The following is a 19360-nucleotide window of genomic DNA, read 5'->3' on the forward strand; positions in this document are numbered from 1 at the left end:
TGTAGATCTGATCCCCGGAGCTGAAGTTGAACTGACCCCGCTGCGGCTCGGTCGCGTCCGGCTTCATCTCGTTCTCAGCCGTGATCATGTTGAACTCACGACCCGCGATCGTCGAATACGTCGAATCACCCAACCGGCCCGCCGCGATCGCCGTACCGAAATACCGGCCCGACTGCGCCGCCGCCGCACCCAACGTGCTCGCCGCCGCTTCCGCGGAGCCCGGCAACATCAGGGCCATACCGGCCACCACCGCCGCGGAAGCGGCACCGGCCAGCACCAACCGGAACCGGGTGGGTCTCATTTGGTTCATAACGTTCCCCTTGCATAGGGCGGTAGGAGCGGGGGCCGGGAGGACGCGGCCCGAAAGTTTCATAGATATCGATATCTATGACGGGACCGTACGACGGATCCCGGCGCGCGTCAACGCCCGCGATGCCGCCCGACGTTCACGGACGCCGGAATTCCGCCGCGACCGCCGGCGGTCGCGCCCGGCGCCTCCCCGCGCCTCCGCGCGGGGACAGCGAATCCATCGTCGGCAGGGTCGGCGCTTCCACCGTTCCGGCATCCCTGATCATCAATGCGGGACGGCCGGTTGACGAACCTTCGCCGAGGCCGGCCGTCACGTCCGACAGTTACGACAGATGCTGGAAGTTTCAATCCGGCACCGGCGGTCCCAGCTTGGCTCGGCTAGCTGACGGCCGGCCCGAAGACGGGCGGCGCGAGGTAGGTGACCGGCTTGCCGCAGTAGCTCGGCGGCAGGGTGACGATCGGGTTGCGGCAGACCTGGACGACGACTCGGTCGATGGCGGTCTTGGTGGTGGACCCCAGGCTGAACCGGAACTGGAGGGTGCTGTTGTCAGCCGTACGGGACTGCCGGTCGACCTCGGCCCCGCCGGCGTACGCGACGAACGTCGCGGTGCTGTTGTAGCCGTCGTCATGGCAATTGGTGGGATCGATGGGCAGCGGCCGGTCGGTGACCGTGCCCGTGACCCCGACCGTCAGTAACGGCAGTGGCGAGATGACGCCGGTCTGCCAAGCCAGGGTTCCCTCGGTCACGCCGTGCCGGCAAATGTCCCCGGAGTCGGCCTTGAACGGCTGGGCGATCGTGGCGGCGCGCGCGATGCCTGGCGTCGCCACGAGGATGACAGCGACGGCTACGGCGAGGCGGGCGATTCTCATGGGCGTTCCCTTTCGGACGGAGGCGGTAGTCATGACCACCGGGAAGCGGTCAGGGGATTCGGGGCTCGCAATCCGCCCACAGCACGCCTGGCAGATGCGCGCGCTGACCCCGATCACGCGCCGGCGCAGGCCGGGGCCGCCGTCGACGGACTGCCCGGGTCAGGCCGGCTGCACGGAGTAGACCAGGAAGGGCGTGCCCTGCTGGCAGGTGGTCCCGAGGCTCGGCCGGGTCGTGCCGCGAATCCGCAGCCCGGCACCGGGGGTGAACAGCGTTTGGTCGTCGCCGAGGAGCAGGTAACGCGTCGTGTCGGTCACCAGCAACCAGCAGCCCGTCTCCACGCCGGCCTCGACCACGCCGACGATGGTCTCGGCCGGGGAGAAGACGAACGCCGAGATGGACTGCGACGTCGCGGTCAACCCCTGATCGTCGTACGCCTTGGCCCACAGGCTGAAGCCGCCCGGAGTGCCACGGACCGTGTAGGTGAACTCGTACGGCGCCATCGTGTCGGTGAACAGCAGGGCGCCACCTGCGTAGAACTCCACCTTGGTCACCTCGCCGTCGGGATCGCCGGCCGACGCCGCGAGGTACAGGTCGTAACCCCACGCGACGTCGGGGTTGCGCTGCGGGCTGGTGAGCGTGACCGTCGGCGGCTGGTTGTCCGGGAGCGGCGACGGCGACTCGGTCACCGGGACGCCGGTGCACGGCACGCCGTTGAGGGCGAACGCGGTGGGCACCGGGGCGGGCCCAGCCGAACTGCCGACGAACCCGATGCCGACCGTCGCGCCGGTGCCCAGCGCGGAGTTCCACGGCAAGCTGGCCGCGCCGACCCTGGCGCCGGTCTGGCTCCACGACGCGGACCAGCCTTGGGCCACCCGCTGCGTCGCCTCCGGGAAGTCGAACTGAAGCGTCCAGCCGTCCACCGGATCTCCGAGGTTGGTCACCTGGAGCGATGCCTGGAAGCCGGTCGACCACTGGCTGACCACCGCATAGCTGACCTTGCAGCCGGACGCTGCCATGGCCGGGGAGGCGGTCACCAGGGCGCCGGCTGCCCCGGTGACCGCGAGGATGACGGCGCCTGCGACGCCCCGCCGTTTCATCGACATGCATGGATTGTACGGCCGACCGTCGCCTGGATGGGCAGCGACAGCTCGATTTCCGCGGGCTACGGATCCATTTCACGGTCGCCGGAGCGCGGCGAGGCGGGAACCAGGGCCGCGAGGCGGGCCGTCAAGGCCGCAGCGTCACCCGGAACACCGCGCTCGCCCTCGTACCGGGTGATCACCAGCGGGCAGGCCACCGTGCGCCCGGACCGGCGGCCGGTGACCTCCATCGTGACCCAGTTGCCCGGCACCAGGAATCCGGCGCCGAACTGCAGCGCGGACACCCGGTTGAGCGCCCGGGCGAGCCGGCTCGGCCGGCCGCCGCGGTACATCCGGCGCCGCATGGGGCCACTCATGATCATCAAAGACACCTCCTGGTGCTCAGGCGGCGGCGGTGGCCGGGACGGCGTCCGGCGCCCCGGCGATGGTCATCCCGCCAGGAACCGCAGCAGGTCGTACACGACGAAGGCGGGCCACACCAGCGCCTTGAGGACACCGAGCACGCCTGGCCAGAACCCGTCGGCCTGCCCGATGTACCAGACCAGCGCGCCGATCAGTCCGAGCCCGTAGACGGCGTCGCCGCCGCCGGCGCGTCCGGACCCGCGGCGCCGGACATTGTCGGTCATCGAAGGGCCTCCTTCCTGGATGTCGCCACTCTGCTCTCGCGCGGGGCCGGACCGGTAGGGTCGTTCGTCCCGCCCGGCCGCCGGTAACCGCCGCCGGGAGCCGGCCGGTTCAGCCGTTCCGGAAGGCCGGCCGGAGGATCCAGGCCGGACCGGCCTGGATGGATCCGACACCGGGGCGGATCGGGTGGTCACCGAAGAGCAGCGCCATCGGGCCCACCGGCACCAGGTACGCGGTGTTGCCCTGGTCGTTGGTGATCAGCTTGCCGTAGCCGTGGTAGATCGCCTCCACCTCGGCGAACGACATGCCGACCCGGGCGCCCGCCGCGGTACGCACCGAGCCGGTGGCGGTCTCCACCACGACCAGGAAGCCGTGGTGGAAGGTCAGCATCAGTTCACCGCTCCACGAGCCCGCGGAGCCGGCCAATTGGGCGCCGGCGGCGTCCGGGCCGGTGACCCAGTCGATCAGGCCGGCCTCGGTGAGCCGGCTCAGGCTCGTACCTATCCGGTAGGGGCCGGCACCCAGCACGGTGAGCACGTGGTCGGCCGCCACGGCGGGCGTCGCCGCCCGCGGCGCCGCGACCGCCGATCCGCTCACCCCCACCGCGACGCCGGCGATCGTCAGGGCCACCGCGAACAGCATCAGGAATCGATTCCGCGAAGACATAGCACCTCACCCCGATCGAAATTCCCGGCCGGTCGCCGGGGGCAGCCGACCGGGCCGTAGTCCCAGCCTTGAACGCCGCGCAATAGATCGACAGGGGACAAAGTCACCCGCGTGTGTGCCCTGCGGCCGGTCACACCAGCACGCGCTCCGCATCCCGTGGCTGCACGGCGCACCAACCGAGCTCCCGGTCGATGCGATCGGCCAGGGCGGCCGAGGCGGGCGGCTCGCCGTGCACCACATAACAGGTACGCGACGGCGCCGGCGCGGCCTTCAGCCAGGCTAGGAGGCCGTCCGCGTCGGCGTGTGCGGACAAGTCATCCACTCCGACCACTTCGGCGCGTACCGGAACGTACCCGCCGTACATCTTCAGCGTGCGGGCGCCGTCGAGCAGGGCCCGGCCGCGCGTCCCGGCCACCTGGAAGCCGGGCAGCAGGATCAGGTTTCGCGGTTCCGGCGCCAGGTGCGCCAGATGGTGGACGACGCGCCCGCCGGTGGCCATGCCCGAGGCGGACAGCAGGATGCAAGGGGATGACGGGTCGTTGAGCCGGGCCGATTCCTCCGCCGTGGCCGCCAGGCGCAGTTCGCCGGGGTCGAACGGATCGGCGGAGCTCGCCCGGATCTCCGGGCGGATCTCCGGTGCGCCGTCCCGGAACGCCCGCCGGTACACCCGCAGCGCGGCCAGGGCCATCGGGCTGTCGACGAAGACGGGGACCGTCGGCAGCCGGCCGGCCGTCATGAGTTCCCGGAGCGCCATCAGCAGCACCTTCCGGCGCCACGACCTGCTCCTGGTGGTACGGCACCGGCCGGAGCAGACCGATGGCCTTTTCGGCGTCGGCACGGTCGAACAGCGGCTGCGGATCGGGATGCCGGCTGTAGCCGTGGCCGGCGGCGTACCGGGCGTCCTCCTCCTGCAGGTGGGCGGCGTCGCGCAGGACGATCGGCGCGACCTGTGCCGTCCACGGGGAGCAGTACACCGGCCCGCCGAAGCCGTGCCGCACCAACCGGGGCAGCCACCCGACGTGGTCCAGGTGCGAGTGGGTCACCACGACGGCGTCAACGTCGGTCACCGGTACCGGGAACGGCGCCCAGTTACGCCGCCGCAGCGAGCGTTCGCCCTGGAACATCCCGCAGTCGACGAGCAGCCGCGCCCGGTCCGCCGTGACGAGGAACCGGCTGCCGGTGACCGTGCCGGCCGCGCCGAGGAATTGAAGTGATACGTGGCCCGATGCTGATGTCACGGCATTGCCTCCTCGCGACTCCGCCCCCTGCTGTCCACTCGCAGCTTCAGCCGGCCGGCGGGCGACGTGCCAGGGCCGTTCGGCCCGCACGAGATGACAGGCACGCCGGCCCGGGATCACGAGCGGGCGGTCTTCCGATCTCAGCCGACCGCCGTCCCGACCAGCCCGCCGATGCCGTAGGTGACCACCATCGCGACCGCGCCGCCGACCAGCAGCCGCAGCATCGCACGACCCGGCCTGGCGCCGCCGAGCCGGGCGCTCAGATATCCGGTGGCGGCGAGCGCCGCGAGGACCACGACGAACGCCACCGCGACCCGGGTGCCCGGCGGTGGAATCAGGATCGCCAGCAGCGGCAGCAGCGACCCGGTGGTGAAGGCGATCGCCGACGCACCGGCGGCCTGCCACGGGTTGGTCAGCTCGTCCGGGTCGAGGTGCAGCTCCACGTCGGCGTGGGCGGCGAACGCGTCCCGCTCGGTCAGTTCCCGCGCCACCTGCCGGGCAGTCGCCGCGCTGAGCCCTTTGGCCTCGTACAAGGTGGCCAGTTCCTCGAACTCCTCGTCCGGGAAGTCGGCCAGCTCGCCTCGTTCCTTGTCCAGCAGCGCCCGCTCGGTGTCACGCTGGCTGCTGACCGAGACGTACTCGCCGAGCGCCATCGACACCGCGCCGGCCACCAGCCCCGCCACCCCGGCGGTCAGGATCGGCCCGGTCGAGGTCGTGGCGCCGGCCACGCCGACGACCAGCCCGGCGGTCGACACGATGCCGTCGTTGGCGCCCAGCACGCCGGCACGCAGCCAGTTCAGCCGACCGGAGATCGCGGCGTCGTGCGGCTCACCAGGATGGGTGCTCACGGCGGCTCCTCGAGATCAGTCGTGCCCCTGCGCGCCGGGGCCGCGATCGGTCTGATTCTGGCTGAAGCTGCCGGTCCAGGCGGCCTTGGCCCCCGAGTCCCCGATCCGGTACATGCCGTACACGCCGGCCGCTCCGGCGATCAGCGCCAGCGCCGCGACCACGCCGGTGACCATGGTGGACAAGGGAGCGAGGTAGGTGCGGCGGCGGCCGGTGGCGTACGCCTCCCGGTTGCGCCACCAGATGATCAGCGCCAGGGCCGCGATCGGGACCGCGTAGAAGATGGCGCTGTCGCCGAGCTCGGCGTGGGTGCGCACCAGGGAGCTGTCCGGCACCCGCCGCTCCAGCCATTCGCCGGCGCTGGTGGTCAGCGGCACGAGCAGTACGACCAGGATCGACAGGATCGCGTTCGGGCCGGCCAGGCGCCGCCGGGCGGCCGGCCACAGGGCGGTCACCACCAGCAGGAACGCGGACAGGGGCAGCAGTACGACGACGCCGTGCACGAGCAACACGTGGGCCGGCAGGCCGTTGACGGTGTTCATGCCGCAGAACGCTAGGGAGGCGATTCTTGGAGTTCTCCCATTTAGCGGCTCGCAGACTTGCCGGGTGAGCCCCTCGAGCACGATCGCGACCGGCCGGGTCCGCCTGACCGGACGGCGCCATCAGCCGCCACCGCGTCGCCGGCCACGTGGCATCCTCGCGTGGGCCGCCGTGCTGAGTGTGGCGGTGACGGCCGGCCTCTGGCTGGCCGGCGGCGGCTTCCGCGACGAGCCGATGACCGCCGCCGGCCGGCTGACCGGGCTGATCGCGTCGGACCTGCTGCTACTGCAGGTTCTGCTGATGGCCCGCATCCCGTGGGCCGAGCGCGGTTTCGGCCAGGACGCGCTCGCCCGGGCGCACCGCCTCACCGGATTCACCTCGTTCTGGCTGATGGCGGCACACATCGTGCTGATCACCGTCGGTTACGCGCGGACCGGCGCCGACAGCCTGGTCCACACGGCGTGGGATCTGGTCGCCAACTATCCGGGAATGCTCCTGGCCACGGCCGGCACCTTCCTGCTCGTGGTCGTCGTCGTGCTGTCCATGCGGGCGGCACGCCGCCGGCAACGGTACGAGACCTGGCACCTGCTACATCTGTACGCCTACCTCGGCGTGGGTCTCGCGCTGCCGCACCAGCTCTGGACCGGCGCCGATTTCACGAGCTCGCCGGTGGCAACCGCGTACTGGTGGGGCCTTTACCTGGCCGCCCTCGTCGCCGTCCTGGCCTTCCGGGTGGCGCTGCCGCTGTGGCGTTCGGCGTATCACCGGTTGCGGGTCGACCACGTGGTCGACGAGGCGCCCGGGGTGGTCTCGGTCTACCTGCGCGGCCATCGCCTCGACCGGCTGCCGGCACGGTCCGGCCAGTTCTTCCTGTGGCGTTTCCTGGACGGTCCGGGCTGGTCGAGAGCACATCCGTACACCTTGTCGGCCGGGCCGTCGCCCGACTTGCTGCGGATCACGGTCAAGGATCTCGGCGACGGCAGCCGGCGGGTCCGCTCGGTGCGGCCCGGCACGCGCGTGCTCATCGAGGGGCCGTACGGGGCGCTGACCGCAGACCGCTCGACCGGACGGCCACCGCTGCTGATCGCCGCCGGGGTCGGCATCACCACCATGCGCGCGCTGCTGGACGACCTCGGTGCGCCGGGCGCGACTCTCCTCTACCGGGTCCGGGACCGGGCCGAGGCGGTGTTCCGCGCGGAGCTCGACCTGATCGGCCGCCGCGCCGGGGTACGGGTGGTCTATCTCGACGGCCCCCGGTCCACGTCCGGGTCCTGGCTGCCCGCCGGCTACGCCCCGGACGCGCTGCGCCGGATCGTCCCCGACGTCGCCCGCCGGGAGGCGTTCCTCTGCGGGCCGCCGGCCTGGATGGCTGCCGTCCGCGCCGACCTGCGTGCGGCCGGCCTGCCCGCCGGCCGCATCCACAGCGAGGAGTTCGCATGGTGACCCCAAGGCGGGCCGGATGCGCCGCCTGACCCTCTGGATCGCCTCGACGGTCGCCGCCATCGTGCTCCTGTTCAGCTATCGGACCAGCCTGGGCGCCGGTGGTGGCGGTGGGGCGGCGAGCGCGCCGGTGATTTTGACACCGCAGGTCTCCGCCCCCACCGGGAGGATCCTCACCGTCGACGGCTCCGTGGCCCGGACCCGCTGGGGACCGGTCCAGGTCGAGGTCAAGATCCAAAACCACAAGATCATTGACGTACGGGCGCTGCGGCACCCGGACGGCAACGACCGGGACACGGAGATCAACGCGTACGCCCTGCCGCAGCTGCGCGCCGAGGTCCTGGCCGCCCAGAGCGCAAAGGTCGACGCGGTCAGCGGCGCGACCGTCACCAGCGGCGGATATCTGAAGTCGTTGCAGGCGGCGCTCGACGCGGCGCACTTCGCATGACGGCGACCGGCTGCCAGAGTGGGACCGTGACCCGCGTACTGGTCGTCGAGGACGACCGCGAGCTCGGCGAGCTGCTCGTTCGCGCGTTCGGCAACGCCGGATACACCGCCGACCTCGCGCCCGACGGCCAGGCCGGTCTGCACCGCGCCCTCACCCGCCGTTACGACCTGCTGGTCGTCGACCGCGGCCTGCCCGCCATCGAAGGCCTCGACCTGATCCGCCGGCTGCGCCGCCGCGGCGTTGACGCGCCCGCCCTGGTCCTCACCGCCCTCGGCACCGTCGCCGACCGGGTCGCCGGCCTGGACGGCGGCGCCGAGGACTACCTGGTCAAGCCGTTCGACCTCGAGGAGCTGATGGCCCGCGTCCGCGTCCTGCTGCGCCGGCCGGCCGCCGCGCACGTGCTGGCCATCGGCGACGCCGAGTTCGATCTGATCAACCGGACGGTCACCACGGACGGCGGCGCGGCCACCCTGTCCGGCCGGGAGAGCGACCTGCTGCGCCTGCTGGCCGAGAACCCGTCCCGCGTGTTCACCCGGCACGAGATCGTCGCCGAGGTCTTCCCCGAGTCGGCCACCGACACCCTCGCCGACACGTACGTGCACTACCTGCGCCGCAAACTCGGCGCGAGTGTCGTCAGCACCGTCCGCGGCACCGGCTACCGGCTCGGCCGCCTGTGACCCGCCCCGACCCCGACCAGGACCTTCTGCGCCGCGCCCGCCGCGACCTGGCCGTCCGGCACACCGCCGCGATCGCCCTGATCCTGCTCGTGGTCGGCGCCGTCGCCGTCCTCGTCGTGCAGCGTGAGGAGCGCTCCGCCCTCGCCACCTCGGTACGGCAGACCGCGGCCACCGAGGAGGACGTCGTCGATCCGCCCGCCGGCAGCTGGATCTTCCGGCTGGACGCCGCCGGACGGCTCACCGCCACCGGCGACGCCCCGCCGGGATTCCCCGACCGCGCGGCCCTCGACCGGGTCCGCGGCGGAGGCCCCGCCGAGCAGCGCGAGAAGGGTGGCTACCTCCTCGTCACCCGCCGGCGCGGCGACGTCACCGTTCAGGTGGTCGCCAGCCTCGCGACCGAACGGGCGGAGACCCGCCGCCTGCTGGCCGCCCTCGGCGCCGCCGAACTGCTCGGATTGCTCGCCGCCGCGCTCGCCGGCTGGCTGCTCTCGCGCCGGGCCACCGCCCCGCTCGGCGATGCGCTCGCCCGGCAGCGCCGCTTCGTCGCCGACGCCAGCCACGAACTGCGAACCCCGATCGCGCAGCTGCACACCCGAGCTCAGTTGCTCGACCAGGACCTGCGAGCCGGCGCCACCGCGCAAGACATGACGCCGGACATCAGGCGCCTCGTCGCGAGCACCCGGCAACTCGGCGAGATCGTCGAGGACCTCCTGCTGTCCACCCAGCTCACCCGCCGGACCGAGACCGCCACGGAGGTCGACCTGGGCGTCGTCGCCGACAACGTCGTGGCCGGCTTCCAGGAGCGCGCCCGAGCCGAGGGCATCCGGCTCCACGTTCGCGCCGACCCCGAACAACCGTCGATTGTGCTCGGGCGCGAAGCCGGGCTGCGCCGGGTGCTCACCGCCCTAATCGACAATGCGCTGAGCCACACCCCGCACGGCGGGACGATCAGCGTCGAACTCGACCGCCTGAACGGCCCGGGCCGCGTCCAGCTCGTCGTCCGCGACAACGGGGCCGGGTTCGCCCCCGCCGACGCCGAGCGTCTCTTCGACCGCTTCGCGCGCGGGCACGACGACCACCGGCGCTTCGGCCTCGGCCTCGCACTCGCCCGCGAGGTCGTCACCGGCCACGGCGGCACGATCCAGGCAACCGGCGACCCCGGCGGCGGCGCCACCTTCACCATCCGGCTGCCGGCCGCCGGCTGAGTGCGGACGCGTGTGGACGTCGGCCCGCGGCAGGACTTCTTCCACGACATCGCCGGCGCCCCGGCCCGGCCCGATGGTGGGAAGCGGTCAGCCGTGTTGGTGTTCACCGAGTAGGCGGGTGGCCAGCACCGCGGCCTGAGTCCGGCGTTCCAGGCCCAGCTTCGCGAGCAGGCTGGAGACGTAGTTCTTGACCGTCTTCTCGGCCAGGAACATCCGGCCGGCGATCTCCCGGTTGGTCAGCCCTTCGGCGATGAACTCCAGGATCTTGCGTTCCTGATCGGTCAGGCCGGCCAGCTCGCGCGGCTGCTCCACCCCGTTGCGGATGCGCTCGAGCACCCGCTGGGTGACCGCCGGGTCGAGCAGCGACTGCCCCGCCGCGACCCGGCGCACCGCGTCGACCAGGTCGGTTCCGTGGATCTGTTTCAGCACATAGCCCGACGCGCCGGCCATGATCGCGGCGAACAGCGCCTCGTCGTCCTCGTACGATGTCAGGATCAGGCCCTTGATCGTCGAGTCGATCGCGCGGACGTCCCGGCACACGTCGATGCCGTTGCCGTCGGGCAGCCGGGCATCCAGGATCATCACGTCCGGCCGGAAAGCCGGGATCCGGCGGGCCGCTTCCTGCGCCAGGCCGGACTCCCCCACGACTTCGATGTCGCCGTCGGTCTGCAACAGATCGACGAGGCCACGACGGACCACCTCGTGATCGTCCAGCAGGAAAACTCGGATCATTACCCATGCGTACCGCCGGCCGGCGACCCGGCACAGGGCCGAAAGTCCCACTTCGGTCCCGGATCATCCGGGACTACGCTGCTCGCATGGCGGAGCAATCCAGCGACGCGCCGTCCCTGGGATTGCGCGAGCTGTCCCGGGTGCGGCTCGACGAGCTGCTGCAGGAAATGCTCGACCGGGTCGGCGACGTGATGGCCAGCCGGGAACGGCTCCGCGCATTGCTCGACGCGGTCGTCGGCATCGGCACCGACCTCGACCTGCGCAGCACCCTGCAGCGCATCGTCGAGGCCGCCTGTGCGCTGGCGGGCGCGAGATACGGCGCGCTCGGCGTGATCAGCGCCGACCGCACCGAACTGGCCAACTTCATCATCCACGGCATCGACCCCGCGACCCACGCCAAGATCGGTGACCTGCCGCACGGCCGGGGCGTGCTCGGGCTCCTGATCACCGATCCGCGCCCGGTCCGGCTCCCCGACATTCGCAAACACCCCAACTCGTACGGGTTCCCGCCGCACCACCCCCCGATGCACAGCTTCCTGGGCGTCCCGGTGCGCACCCGGGACCAGATCTTCGGCAACCTCTACCTGGCCGAGAAGCAGGGCGCTCCCGAGTTCAGCGAGGAGGACGAGGAGATCGTGGTCGCGCTCGCCGCCGCGGCCGGCGTCGCCATCGACAACGCCCGGCTCTACGCCCTCGCCCAGCGCCGGGAACGCTGGCTGGCCGCCACCGCCGAGATCACCAGCGTGCTGCTCGGCACGGTCCGGCTCACCGAGGCGCTGCGGCTGATCGCCCGCCGGGCCCGCGAGGTCTCCGGCGCCGCGCTGGTCCTGGTGATGCTCTACGACGAGGAGAACGGCCGCTACTCCATCGATGTGGCCGACGGCGACGACCCGGCCACCGCTGCCCTGGTGGGTCAGCTCATCCCGGTCGACAAGGCCGCCGCGGCCGCATTCGGCCAGGAGAAGTATCGGCTGGTCGACAATCTGCGCACGATCACCGAGTGGCCCGGCCCGGTACCGGACGCGCCCGCGCTGGCCGCTCCGCTGGCCGCCTCCGACAACCTGCAGGGCGTGCTCATCGTGACCCGGGCGCCCGACCGGCCCGCCGACGACGAGGACGCCGTGCTGCTGTCCACCTTCGCCGGGCAGGCCGCGCTGGCCTTGGAACGGGCCCGGGCGCAGGACGAGCGCCGGCAGCTGGCCGTGCTCGAGGACCGCGAGCGGATCGCCCGCGACCTGCACGACGTGGTCATCCAACGGCTGTTCGCCACCGGCATGCACCTGCAGGGCGCGGCCCCGCACGCGGCCCGGCCCGAGGCGGTCAAGCGGATCAACGAGGCGGTCGACGACCTCGACGCCACCATCCGCGACATCCGCCGGTCGATCTTCGAGCTGCGCGCGCCGGTCGGGCCGTCGCTGCGCGGCGAGCTGCACGAGACCGTCGAGGCGGCCGCGACCACGCTCGGGTTCCGGCCGATCCTGGACACGGTCGGCCCGGTCGACAGCGCCGTCCCCGACGACATCGTGCCCGAGCTCATGGCCGTGCTCCGCGAGGCGTTGTCCAACATCGCCCGGCACGCCCAGGCCACCACCGCCCGGGTCACCGTGCAGGTCACCGCCGACAAGCTGAACCTGCGGGTCGAGGACGACGGCATCGGCGCCGACCCCGCGGCGGCCCGCGGCGGCGTCGTGAACATGCGCGAGCGCGCCGGCGATCTCCTCGGCGATTTCACCATGACGCCCCGGCCCGGCGGCGGCACGATCGTGACCTGGCAGGTGCCGCTCGCCGGATGAAGCCGGCCTTTCACCCTTGATCGGTCAGGATGTCAGGCGCGCCGGCTCGTGGGTGAACTGCTCGATGTCGCCGACGGTCACATCGAGCAGCTTGTACGCCAGATCGGCGAGCGCCCGCGCGGTGGCCAGCTCGTCGCCGATCTCCGGCACCTCGGTGTCGGTCGGCCGGCGCCGGGCCTCCCCTTCGCCGCGCACCGGCTGCCGGGCGTCCGTGTGCAGGATCGCCGCCGCGTGCGTGCGCCGGCTCTGTTCGTCCTCGGTGATGTTCACCTCGACGGTCCACTTCCGGATGTGCGTCATGGTGACTCCCCTCCTTTGCTCACCTCCATCCCAGGCCGCCGCCGGGCAGGCGCCCAGTGCTGTTGGTCCCGTTGCGCACGGCCGCGCGACCCTGACCGTCCCACCGCCTCCACGCGCACGGTGAAAGGAGAGGAAAGGAGATAACCATGAGCGCACGGCTACGACTTGGCCAGTGCGGGCTGAGCGCCGGCAAGAAGGCCCGGCTGCACCGAATTCTGTACAAGCATGGGCTGGGCAACGGCACCGCGCTGTTCCTGCCCTACGACCAAGGCCTTGAACACGGCCCGCGAGACTTCTTCGCCGACCCCGTCGCGTCCGACCCGAAGTACATCGTGCGGCTCGCCCTCGAGGGCGGGTTCAACGGGATCGCGATCCAGGTCGGGCTGGCCGAGAAGTTCTACTGGGACTATGCGGGCGAGGTACCGCTGATCCTGAAGCTGAACGGCAAGACCGACATCCCCAGCGACGCCAGCGCACTGTCGCCGCTGCACGCCTCGGTCGAGGATGCCGTACGGCTGGGCGCCGACGCCGTCGGTTACACCCTGTACGTGGGCTCGCCCGCCCAGGACGCCGACTTCGCCCAGTACCGGGCCGTCCGCCAGGACGCCCAGCGGTTCGGCATGCCGTTGATCGTGTGGGCGTACCCGCGCGGCGAGGCGATCGAGCACAAGGGCGGCAAGGACTCGTTCTACGCGGTGCATTACGCCGCGCGCGTCGCCAGCGAGCTCGGCGCCGACGTCGTCAAGGTGAACTTCCCGCACCCCGAGAAGCACACTGACGTGCCCGCGGTGTACGCCGGCGAATTCAGCAGCCAGGAAGCCATCGACGCCGTCGTCCGCGCGGCGAACCGCACGATGGTCCTGGTCTCCGGCGGCAGCCGGGCCAGCGACGAGACGATGCTCGAGAAGGCGCAGGAGTCGATGGCCGCCGGCGCCACCGGCCTCATCTTCGGCCGCAACGTCTGGCAACGCGAGCACGACGAGTCCCTGCAGCTCGTCGACCGGCTCCGCCAGATCCTCGCGAAGTACCCGACGCCCTGAACGGAGGCCGTCGTGGGTCAGTGTGCCCGCGGCTGAGCCTGCTCAAGGACGGGCCATCCGGTCGGCACGAGCACGACGGGGCAGGTCGACGAGCGCAGGCCCACCGGCCCGGCTCCGGCGGTTCCGTACAGCAGCTCGGCGAACCGCCCGTGCCGGCCGATTCCCGCGACCAGCAGCCGGCCCCGCCGGGAGGCGCGCTCGACGGTGCATGCCAGGTCCAGGTCCGACACCACGAGCTGCTCGACCGTCACCTCCGGGAACCGCTCGGACCACTCGGCGAGCGCCACCGAAAGCCGGTCCGCGGCGGCACGTCGCTCGTCGGCATACCCGCCCCGGGCCACCACCGGCGCCCAGCCGTCGGCAGCGCCGGGCCGTGCCCACATGTGCACGGCGACCAGGCGGGCGCCCAGCTGCGCGGCCTCGGCGAACGCGTAGCCGACGGTGGCAGCCCCGGACGGCCGGGCCGAGGAGGCCACCACGACCGGTCCGTTGTGGCCGGAACCTCGGTTGACCAGCAGCGGGCATTCGCTGTGATGCGCCAGGTACGCCGCGGTCGACCCCCAGCTCGGCCGGGTGACGGGATCGTCGCGATGGCCCACCACCAGCAGGCGCGCCCGGGCCGTGCATCCGGCGAGCACGTTGGCCGCGCCGCCCTCCAGCAACTCCGTGCTGATCGCAACGTGCGGACCGGTGAGCTCCGCCCGCCGCGCGGCGACCTCCAGGAGCCGCCGGCCGTCCGCCCGGGACGGCACCACGTCGCGACTGCGGAAAACGCCACGATAGCGGCCGGGCCACACGTGCACGATGAGCAAGGGCGCCCCGCGGCGTGCCGCCTCCGCCACGGCGAGATCGACGGTGGCGGAGGTGCTACGCGAACCGTCCACCCCGGCCACCACGGGCCGGGTACCTGGTGTCGAAGCTTCGCTGCCCATAATCGCAGGCTAGGTAGCAGGGAAACGGCCCGGCACGGTCAGTGGGCCGGTCGGACCGGGCCTTTCGTCACACATCCGCGGAGCCGGCCACCGGCGGTGACTCCCGGGTCCTCCGGCCCGCCGGGTCGGGACCAGCCACCCTGCCACGCGGACCCGGCGCGCCCGACGATCGAAGGAGATCGAAGGGAGCCAGCCATGACCATCATCGCCGGCACGGACGGCACCGACTGGGGCATGACGGCCGTGGAATGGGCGGCCGCCGAGGCGCAACGACGGCGGACGCCGCTGCGGATCGCGCACGCCTTCGACTGGGACTGGCGCGACTCTCGCTTTGGGGTCGGCGCCAAGTACGTCGAGGTCGCCCGGGAACTCGCGGAGGCCGTCGCGGCCGAGGCCCTCGACCGCGCGCGGGAGGTCGCCCCGGACATCGACGTCACTACCGACACGCTCCCCGGGCATGCCGCGCCCCGCCTGCTCGAGGCCGCCCTGGGCGCCGAACTGCTCGTGCTGGGCAGCCGCGGTCGCGGCGGCTTCGCCGGTCTGTTGCTCGGCTCGGTGAGCCAGCGCCTGGCAACGCACGCGCCGTGCCCGGTTGTCGTCATCCGCAGCCGCAGCGTGCCCGGCGGCCCGGTGGCCGTGGGTGTCGACGACCACCCCGCCGCCGACCACGTCCTCGCCGCCGCCTTCGAGGCAGCCGCGCGCGAGGAATGCGGTCTGATCGTCGTGCGGTCGTTCGCCCCGGCGATCCCGCCCTGGTTGCCCGACGTCCGCCGGGCCGGCATCCCGACGCCGGAGGAGAAGGCCATCGAGCTCGGGCGGATCGAGGAGCAGCTGAGGCCCTGGCGCGAGAAATACCCGGATGTCGCCGTCGAATCCGTCCTCACCCACGACACCGCCGCCGCCTGTCTGGTTCGCGGCTCCAACAGCACCAGGCTGGTCGTCGTCGGCTCCCACGGACACGGGGAGATCGCCGGCTCTCTCCTCGGCTCCGTCGGGCTGCAGCTGCTGCACCACGCCGCCTGCCCCGTGCTGATCGTCCGCGAGGAGCCGGCGCCATGACCGCCACCACGGAACGGACCTCCGACCCGGCCGGCGTCGACGCGCTGGCCGCGGACGGCGGCATCATCACCATCCGGCCGGTCCGACCCGCCGACCGCCGGGCGCTGGCGGGGCTCTACCGCGTCGCCTCGCCCGAGAGCCTGCGCCTGCGGTTCTTCGCCCTGCCTGGCAACGACACGCTGGCCGCCGAGGTGGACCGCCTGTGCCTGCCGGAATCCGAACGCCATCTCGCCGTGCTCGCCATCGAGGGCGAGAAGGTGGTCGGGGTCGCGTCCAGCGAGCGTACCGACGACACGGGCCGCCGCGCCGAGTTCTCGCTCTTCGTCGCCGAGCGGCATCGCGGGCGTGGCATCGGCACTCTGCTGCTCGAACACCTGGCCGTGCGCGCGCGGCGGCACGGCATCACCGAGCTGGTGGGCGAGGTGCTGCCGGACAACGCCGCGATGCTGCGCACGGCTCGTGACCTGAGTGCGCACGCCTGGTCCCGCTTCGACGACGGCGTCATCGACGTCGGCCTCAGCACCACCGGGGACGATGACGGCGAGCCGTCCGTGGACCTGCGCGACCGTACCGCCGAGCGCGCCTCGCTGCACGCCCTGCTGTCGCCCGCCTCGGTCGCTGTCGTGGGCGCGGGCCATCGGCCGGGCGGTGTCGGGCACGAAACGCTTCGCGGGCTGCACGAGTACGGCTTCACCGGCGCCCTGTACGCGGTCAACCGCAGCGGACGCCCGGTCGCCGGGCTGTCGGCGTACCGCTCGGTCCGGCAGCTGCCCCCGCCGGTCGACCTGCTGGTGATCGCCGTCCCGGCCGACCAGGTCGCGGGCGTGCTCGCCGACGGCGCGACCGTCGGCGTCCGCGCGGCCGTGGTGCTCGGCGCCGGCTTCGGCGAGGCCGGCCCGGACGGCCTCCGCCGCCAGCGCGAGCTGGTCAGGTTCGCCCGCGACCACGGGATCCGCCTGGTCGGCCCGAACTGCCTCGGCGTCATCAACACCGATCCGCTGGTCCGGCTCAACGCGTCGTTCGCCCCGGCCGCCCCCGAGGCGGGCGGGCTCGCCGTGGCCGCGCAGTCCGGCGCCGTGGGCATCGCCCTCGTCGAGGATGCCATCCGCGCCGGGCACGGCATCTCCACCTTCGTCTCGCTGGGCAACAAGGCCGACGTCAGCGGCAACGACCTGATCGCGTACTGGTACGACGACCCGGCGACCCGGGCGGTGGCGCTCTACCTCGAGTCGTTCGGCAACCCTCGCAAGTTCGCCCGCACCGTCCGGGCCCTCGCGCGCCGCAAGCCGGTGCTGGCCCTCAAGAGCGGCCGGTCCGGCGCCGGGCAGCGGGCCGGGGCCTCGCACACGGCGGCCGCCGCCGCGCCGGCCGCGACCGTCGATACGCTGTTCGCCCAGGCCGGTGTCGTCCGGCCGGACGGCCTCGGCGATCTGATGGACGCCGCCCGGATGCTCACCGGCCAGCCCCTGCCCACCGGCCGGCGACTCGCCATCGTCGGCAACGCCGGCGGACTCAACGTCCTGGCCGCCGACGCCGCCGAGACCGCGGGCCTTGTGGTGGCCGGCCCCGGAAATCCGGCCGACCTCGGCGCCGGCGCCGCACCGGCCGAGTTCGCAGCAGCGGCCGCAGCCGCGGCCGACAGCGGGGCGGCCGACCTGTTGCTTCTGGTCGTCATCGGCACCCGCGCCAACCAGCCGGCCGAGATCATGGCCGCACTCGGCGCTTTCACCGACGCGCGCCCCGATCTGGCCGTGGCGGCCGTGCTGATCGGCGGCGAACCGGCCGCCCGGCTGGGCGAGCGCGGCGCTCCCGTCTACGACACACCGGAACATGCCGTCCGCGCCCTGGCTGCCGCCGCCGAGTACGCCGCTTGGCGCCGGCAACCGCTCGGCCGTCGGCCCGACCTGCCCGGCGTCGACGCCGGTGCGGCCCGCACGCTGGTGGGGCTCGCGCTCGCCGAAGGCGGCGGCTGGCAGGACTACGAATCCACGACGGCGATTCTCGGCGCGTACGGAATCGGCGTCCTCCCCGCCGCGACGGCGACGACCGCCGCCGGGGCCGCGAGGGCGGCCGATCGGCTCGGCTACCCCGTCGTCCTCAAGTCCGCCGACCCCGCCCTCGTGCACAAGACCGACAGCGGCGGCGTACGGATGGATTTGTACGGACCGGGCGCCGTCCGGCACGCGTTCAAGCCGGTGGCCGCCGCTGGACGACCCAGCACCGGCGTGCTGGTGCAGCGGCAGGTCGGTGCGCCGGTCGAGCTCGTCGCCGGCGTCGCCCACGACCCGTTGTTCGGCTCGGTCGTGCTGCTCGGACTCGGCGGTGTGCACACCGACCTGCTCGGCGACCGCACCCTGCGCCTGGTGCCGATGACCGACCTCGACGCCGGCCGGATGTGGCGGGGCCTGCGCGCCGCGCCCTTGCTGACCGGCTATCGGGGATCGCCGCCGGTCGACACGACCGCGCTCGAGGATCTGCTGCTGCGGCTGGGGCGGCTCGCCGAGGACCTCCCCGAGGTGGCGGAGCTGGACCTCAACCCGGTCATGGCCGGGCCGGCCGGCGTCGTCGCGGTGGACGCGAAGCTACGGCTGGCGCCGGTCGGCGCCGAGCCGGACCCCCTGCTGCGCCGCCTGAGCGCGACGGAGCCGCTCGGAAAGGAACAACCATGTCCATCGGGAGGATCATCGTAGGCTACGACCGTTCCGCCGACGCGAAGGAAGCCGCGCGCTGGGCGCTCGACGAGGCGGCTCGCACCGGCGCGCCGGTCGAGTTCTTCTACGCCTACGAATGGCCGGTCTGGGCCCCCGCGGCCTCGATGGTGCCGTCGCCATCGGTCTGGCCGGACAGCGAGACCGTTCAGGCCATCAAGGAGACTTTGGCCGAGGCCGTGGCGGCGGCCGCGCTCAGCCACCCAGGGGTGCGCACCACGATCGTGACCGCGACCAACGAGGCGGCCCTGGCGCTGGTGAACAGTTCGGTCGACGCCGGCATGATCGTGCTGGGCAGCCGTGGCCACAGCGCGGTGGTGAACCTGCTCGGCTCGGTGAGCTCGGCGGTCAGCGCGCGCGCCCGCTGCCCGGTGGTCGTCGTGCGCGGCCGCCCGGACGGCACCGCACCGGTTGTCGTCGGCGTCGACGGCTCGCCGCCGTCGGAGGTGGCTTTCACCTTCGCGGCCGAGCAGGCCATCGCGCATGGCACACACCTGCGGGTCATCCGCGCCTGGAAGCCGGTACAGGCGCTGTGGTCGGTGCCGCCGACCGTCGAACGCGCCGTTTCCCCGCAGCAGCGCAAGCCGTTCGATGACCGTGTCGCGGCCTGGCGTGCGACGTACCCGCAACTGGAGATCCTCGCTGAGGCGGTGGTGGATCATCCCGCGTCCGCTCTGACCTCCGCGAGCACCCACGCTCAACTGGTCGTGGTGGGATCCCGCGGCCGCGGCAGCCTGCGAGGCCTGCTGCTCGGCTCGGTGAGTCAGCATTTGTTGCGCCACGCCGCCTGCGCTGTCGCGATCGCCCGCGAGCCGAAGGATTGATCACGCCG

General features: G+C 72.7%; 21 protein-coding genes and 1 pseudogene. 9 read left to right on the forward strand and 13 right to left on the reverse strand.

Annotated elements, in window-relative coordinates; translation table 11 throughout:
- The 10 genes and pseudogenes from ACFQS1_RS27155 to ACFQS1_RS27200 all read right to left on the reverse strand — a co-directional run.
- A partial coding sequence (locus ACFQS1_RS27155; RefSeq protein WP_378973584.1) for an endo-1,4-beta-xylanase occupies window positions 1-277 on the reverse strand: 277 nt, incomplete at its 3' end.
- Window positions 278-687: 410 nt separating this feature from the next.
- Complete coding sequence (locus ACFQS1_RS27160) at window positions 688-1179, reverse strand: hypothetical protein (RefSeq protein ID WP_378973586.1); 492 nt, start codon at window positions 1177-1179, stop codon at window positions 688-690.
- A gap of 159 nt (window positions 1180-1338) precedes the next feature.
- Window positions 1339-2283 (reverse strand): cellulose binding domain-containing protein, encoded by a 945-nt coding sequence (locus ACFQS1_RS27165; protein ID WP_378973589.1) that lies wholly within the window; start codon window positions 2281-2283, stop codon window positions 1339-1341.
- Between the two features lie 59 nt (window positions 2284-2342).
- On the reverse strand, window positions 2343-2642 hold the full coding sequence (locus ACFQS1_RS27170; protein ID WP_378973592.1) for a hypothetical protein: 300 nt from the start codon (window positions 2640-2642) through the stop codon (window positions 2343-2345).
- A gap of 66 nt (window positions 2643-2708) precedes the next feature.
- Entirely contained in the window at window positions 2709-2906 is a 198-nt protein-coding gene (locus ACFQS1_RS27175) for a hypothetical protein (RefSeq protein WP_378973594.1), read from the reverse strand.
- A gap of 109 nt (window positions 2907-3015) precedes the next feature.
- The gene (locus ACFQS1_RS27180) at window positions 3016-3570 is read right to left on the reverse strand and encodes a hypothetical protein (protein ID WP_378973597.1); all 555 of its coding nucleotides are present in this window, start codon (window positions 3568-3570) and stop codon (window positions 3016-3018) included.
- Between the two features lie 130 nt (window positions 3571-3700).
- Window positions 3701-4324, reverse strand: a complete 624-nt coding sequence (locus tag ACFQS1_RS27185) for an MBL fold metallo-hydrolase RNA specificity domain-containing protein (RefSeq protein WP_378973599.1) — start codon at window positions 4322-4324, stop codon at window positions 3701-3703.
- Between the two features lie 121 nt (window positions 4325-4445).
- A pseudogene (locus ACFQS1_RS40690) lies at window positions 4446-4928 on the reverse strand (MBL fold metallo-hydrolase); the annotation flags it as partial.
- Between the two features lie 20 nt (window positions 4929-4948).
- The gene (locus tag ACFQS1_RS27195) at window positions 4949-5656 is read right to left on the reverse strand and encodes a VIT1/CCC1 transporter family protein (RefSeq protein WP_378973602.1); all 708 of its coding nucleotides are present in this window, start codon (window positions 5654-5656) and stop codon (window positions 4949-4951) included.
- A gap of 15 nt (window positions 5657-5671) precedes the next feature.
- Window positions 5672-6196, reverse strand: a complete 525-nt coding sequence (locus tag ACFQS1_RS27200) for a DUF2231 domain-containing protein (protein WP_378973605.1) — start codon at window positions 6194-6196, stop codon at window positions 5672-5674.
- 64 nt (window positions 6197-6260) lie between these two features.
- Between ACFQS1_RS27200 and ACFQS1_RS27205 the strand changes: the two genes are divergently transcribed.
- The 4 genes from ACFQS1_RS27205 to ACFQS1_RS27220 are packed head-to-tail and all read left to right on the forward strand — an operon-like array spanning window position 6261 to window position 9964.
- Complete coding sequence (locus ACFQS1_RS27205; protein WP_378973607.1) at window positions 6261-7637, forward strand: ferredoxin reductase family protein; 1377 nt, start codon at window positions 6261-6263, stop codon at window positions 7635-7637.
- Between the two features lie 16 nt (window positions 7638-7653).
- Window positions 7654-8082, forward strand: a complete 429-nt coding sequence (locus ACFQS1_RS27210; protein ID WP_378973609.1) for an FMN-binding protein — start codon at window positions 7654-7656, stop codon at window positions 8080-8082.
- 26 nt (window positions 8083-8108) lie between these two features.
- Entirely contained in the window at window positions 8109-8759 is a 651-nt protein-coding gene (locus ACFQS1_RS27215) for a response regulator transcription factor (RefSeq protein ID WP_378973611.1), read from the forward strand.
- Window positions 8756-9964: a sensor histidine kinase gene (locus ACFQS1_RS27220; RefSeq protein ID WP_378973614.1), complete on the forward strand. Its 1209-nt coding sequence runs from the start codon at window positions 8756-8758 to the stop codon at window positions 9962-9964. Before ACFQS1_RS27215 ends, ACFQS1_RS27220 begins: the two co-directional genes overlap by 4 nt.
- An 87-nt stretch (window positions 9965-10051) precedes the next feature.
- Here ACFQS1_RS27220 and ACFQS1_RS27225 read toward each other — a convergent pair whose 3' ends face one another.
- A complete protein-coding gene (locus ACFQS1_RS27225) occupies window positions 10052-10696 on the reverse strand; it encodes a response regulator (protein ID WP_378973616.1) in 645 nt (214 codons plus the stop codon).
- Window positions 10697-10782: 86 nt separating this feature from the next.
- On the opposite strand from ACFQS1_RS27225, the gene ACFQS1_RS27230 reads away from it, so the two are divergent.
- Window positions 10783-12489 (forward strand): GAF domain-containing sensor histidine kinase, encoded by a 1707-nt coding sequence (locus ACFQS1_RS27230; protein WP_378973619.1) that lies wholly within the window; start codon window positions 10783-10785, stop codon window positions 12487-12489.
- 24 nt (window positions 12490-12513) lie between these two features.
- Here ACFQS1_RS27230 and ACFQS1_RS27235 read toward each other — a convergent pair whose 3' ends face one another.
- Window positions 12514-12789 (reverse strand): DUF1876 domain-containing protein, encoded by a 276-nt coding sequence (locus tag ACFQS1_RS27235; protein ID WP_378973622.1) that lies wholly within the window; start codon window positions 12787-12789, stop codon window positions 12514-12516.
- Between the two features lie 146 nt (window positions 12790-12935).
- On the opposite strand from ACFQS1_RS27235, the gene ACFQS1_RS27240 reads away from it, so the two are divergent.
- Window positions 12936-13829 carry a class I fructose-bisphosphate aldolase gene (locus ACFQS1_RS27240; protein WP_378973624.1) on the forward strand — a complete coding sequence of 298 codons (894 nt, stop codon included), beginning with the start codon at window positions 12936-12938 and terminating at the stop codon, window positions 13827-13829.
- 17 nt (window positions 13830-13846) lie between these two features.
- On the opposite strand, the gene ACFQS1_RS27245 is transcribed toward ACFQS1_RS27240, so the two are convergent.
- Complete coding sequence (locus ACFQS1_RS27245) at window positions 13847-14761, reverse strand: universal stress protein (protein ID WP_378973627.1); 915 nt, start codon at window positions 14759-14761, stop codon at window positions 13847-13849.
- Window positions 14762-14956: 195 nt separating this feature from the next.
- Between ACFQS1_RS27245 and ACFQS1_RS27250 the strand changes: the two genes are divergently transcribed.
- The 3 genes from ACFQS1_RS27250 to ACFQS1_RS27260 are packed head-to-tail and all read left to right on the forward strand — an operon-like array spanning window position 14957 to window position 19352.
- Window positions 14957-15820, forward strand: coding sequence for a universal stress protein (locus ACFQS1_RS27250; RefSeq protein WP_378973629.1), 864 nt, complete (start codon window positions 14957-14959; stop codon window positions 15818-15820).
- Window positions 15817-18510, forward strand: a complete 2694-nt coding sequence (locus ACFQS1_RS27255) for a bifunctional acetate--CoA ligase family protein/GNAT family N-acetyltransferase (RefSeq protein ID WP_378973631.1) — start codon at window positions 15817-15819, stop codon at window positions 18508-18510. The genes ACFQS1_RS27250 and ACFQS1_RS27255 overlap by 4 nt, the downstream gene beginning before the upstream one ends.
- Window positions 18486-19352, forward strand: coding sequence for a universal stress protein (locus ACFQS1_RS27260; protein WP_378973634.1), 867 nt, complete (start codon window positions 18486-18488; stop codon window positions 19350-19352). Before ACFQS1_RS27255 ends, ACFQS1_RS27260 begins: the two co-directional genes overlap by 25 nt.
- Window positions 19353-19360 lie beyond the last annotated feature (8 nt).

The organism is Paractinoplanes rhizophilus, assembly GCF_042664765.1.
Classification (GTDB): Bacteria; Actinomycetota; Actinomycetes; order Mycobacteriales; family Micromonosporaceae; genus Actinoplanes; species Actinoplanes rhizophilus.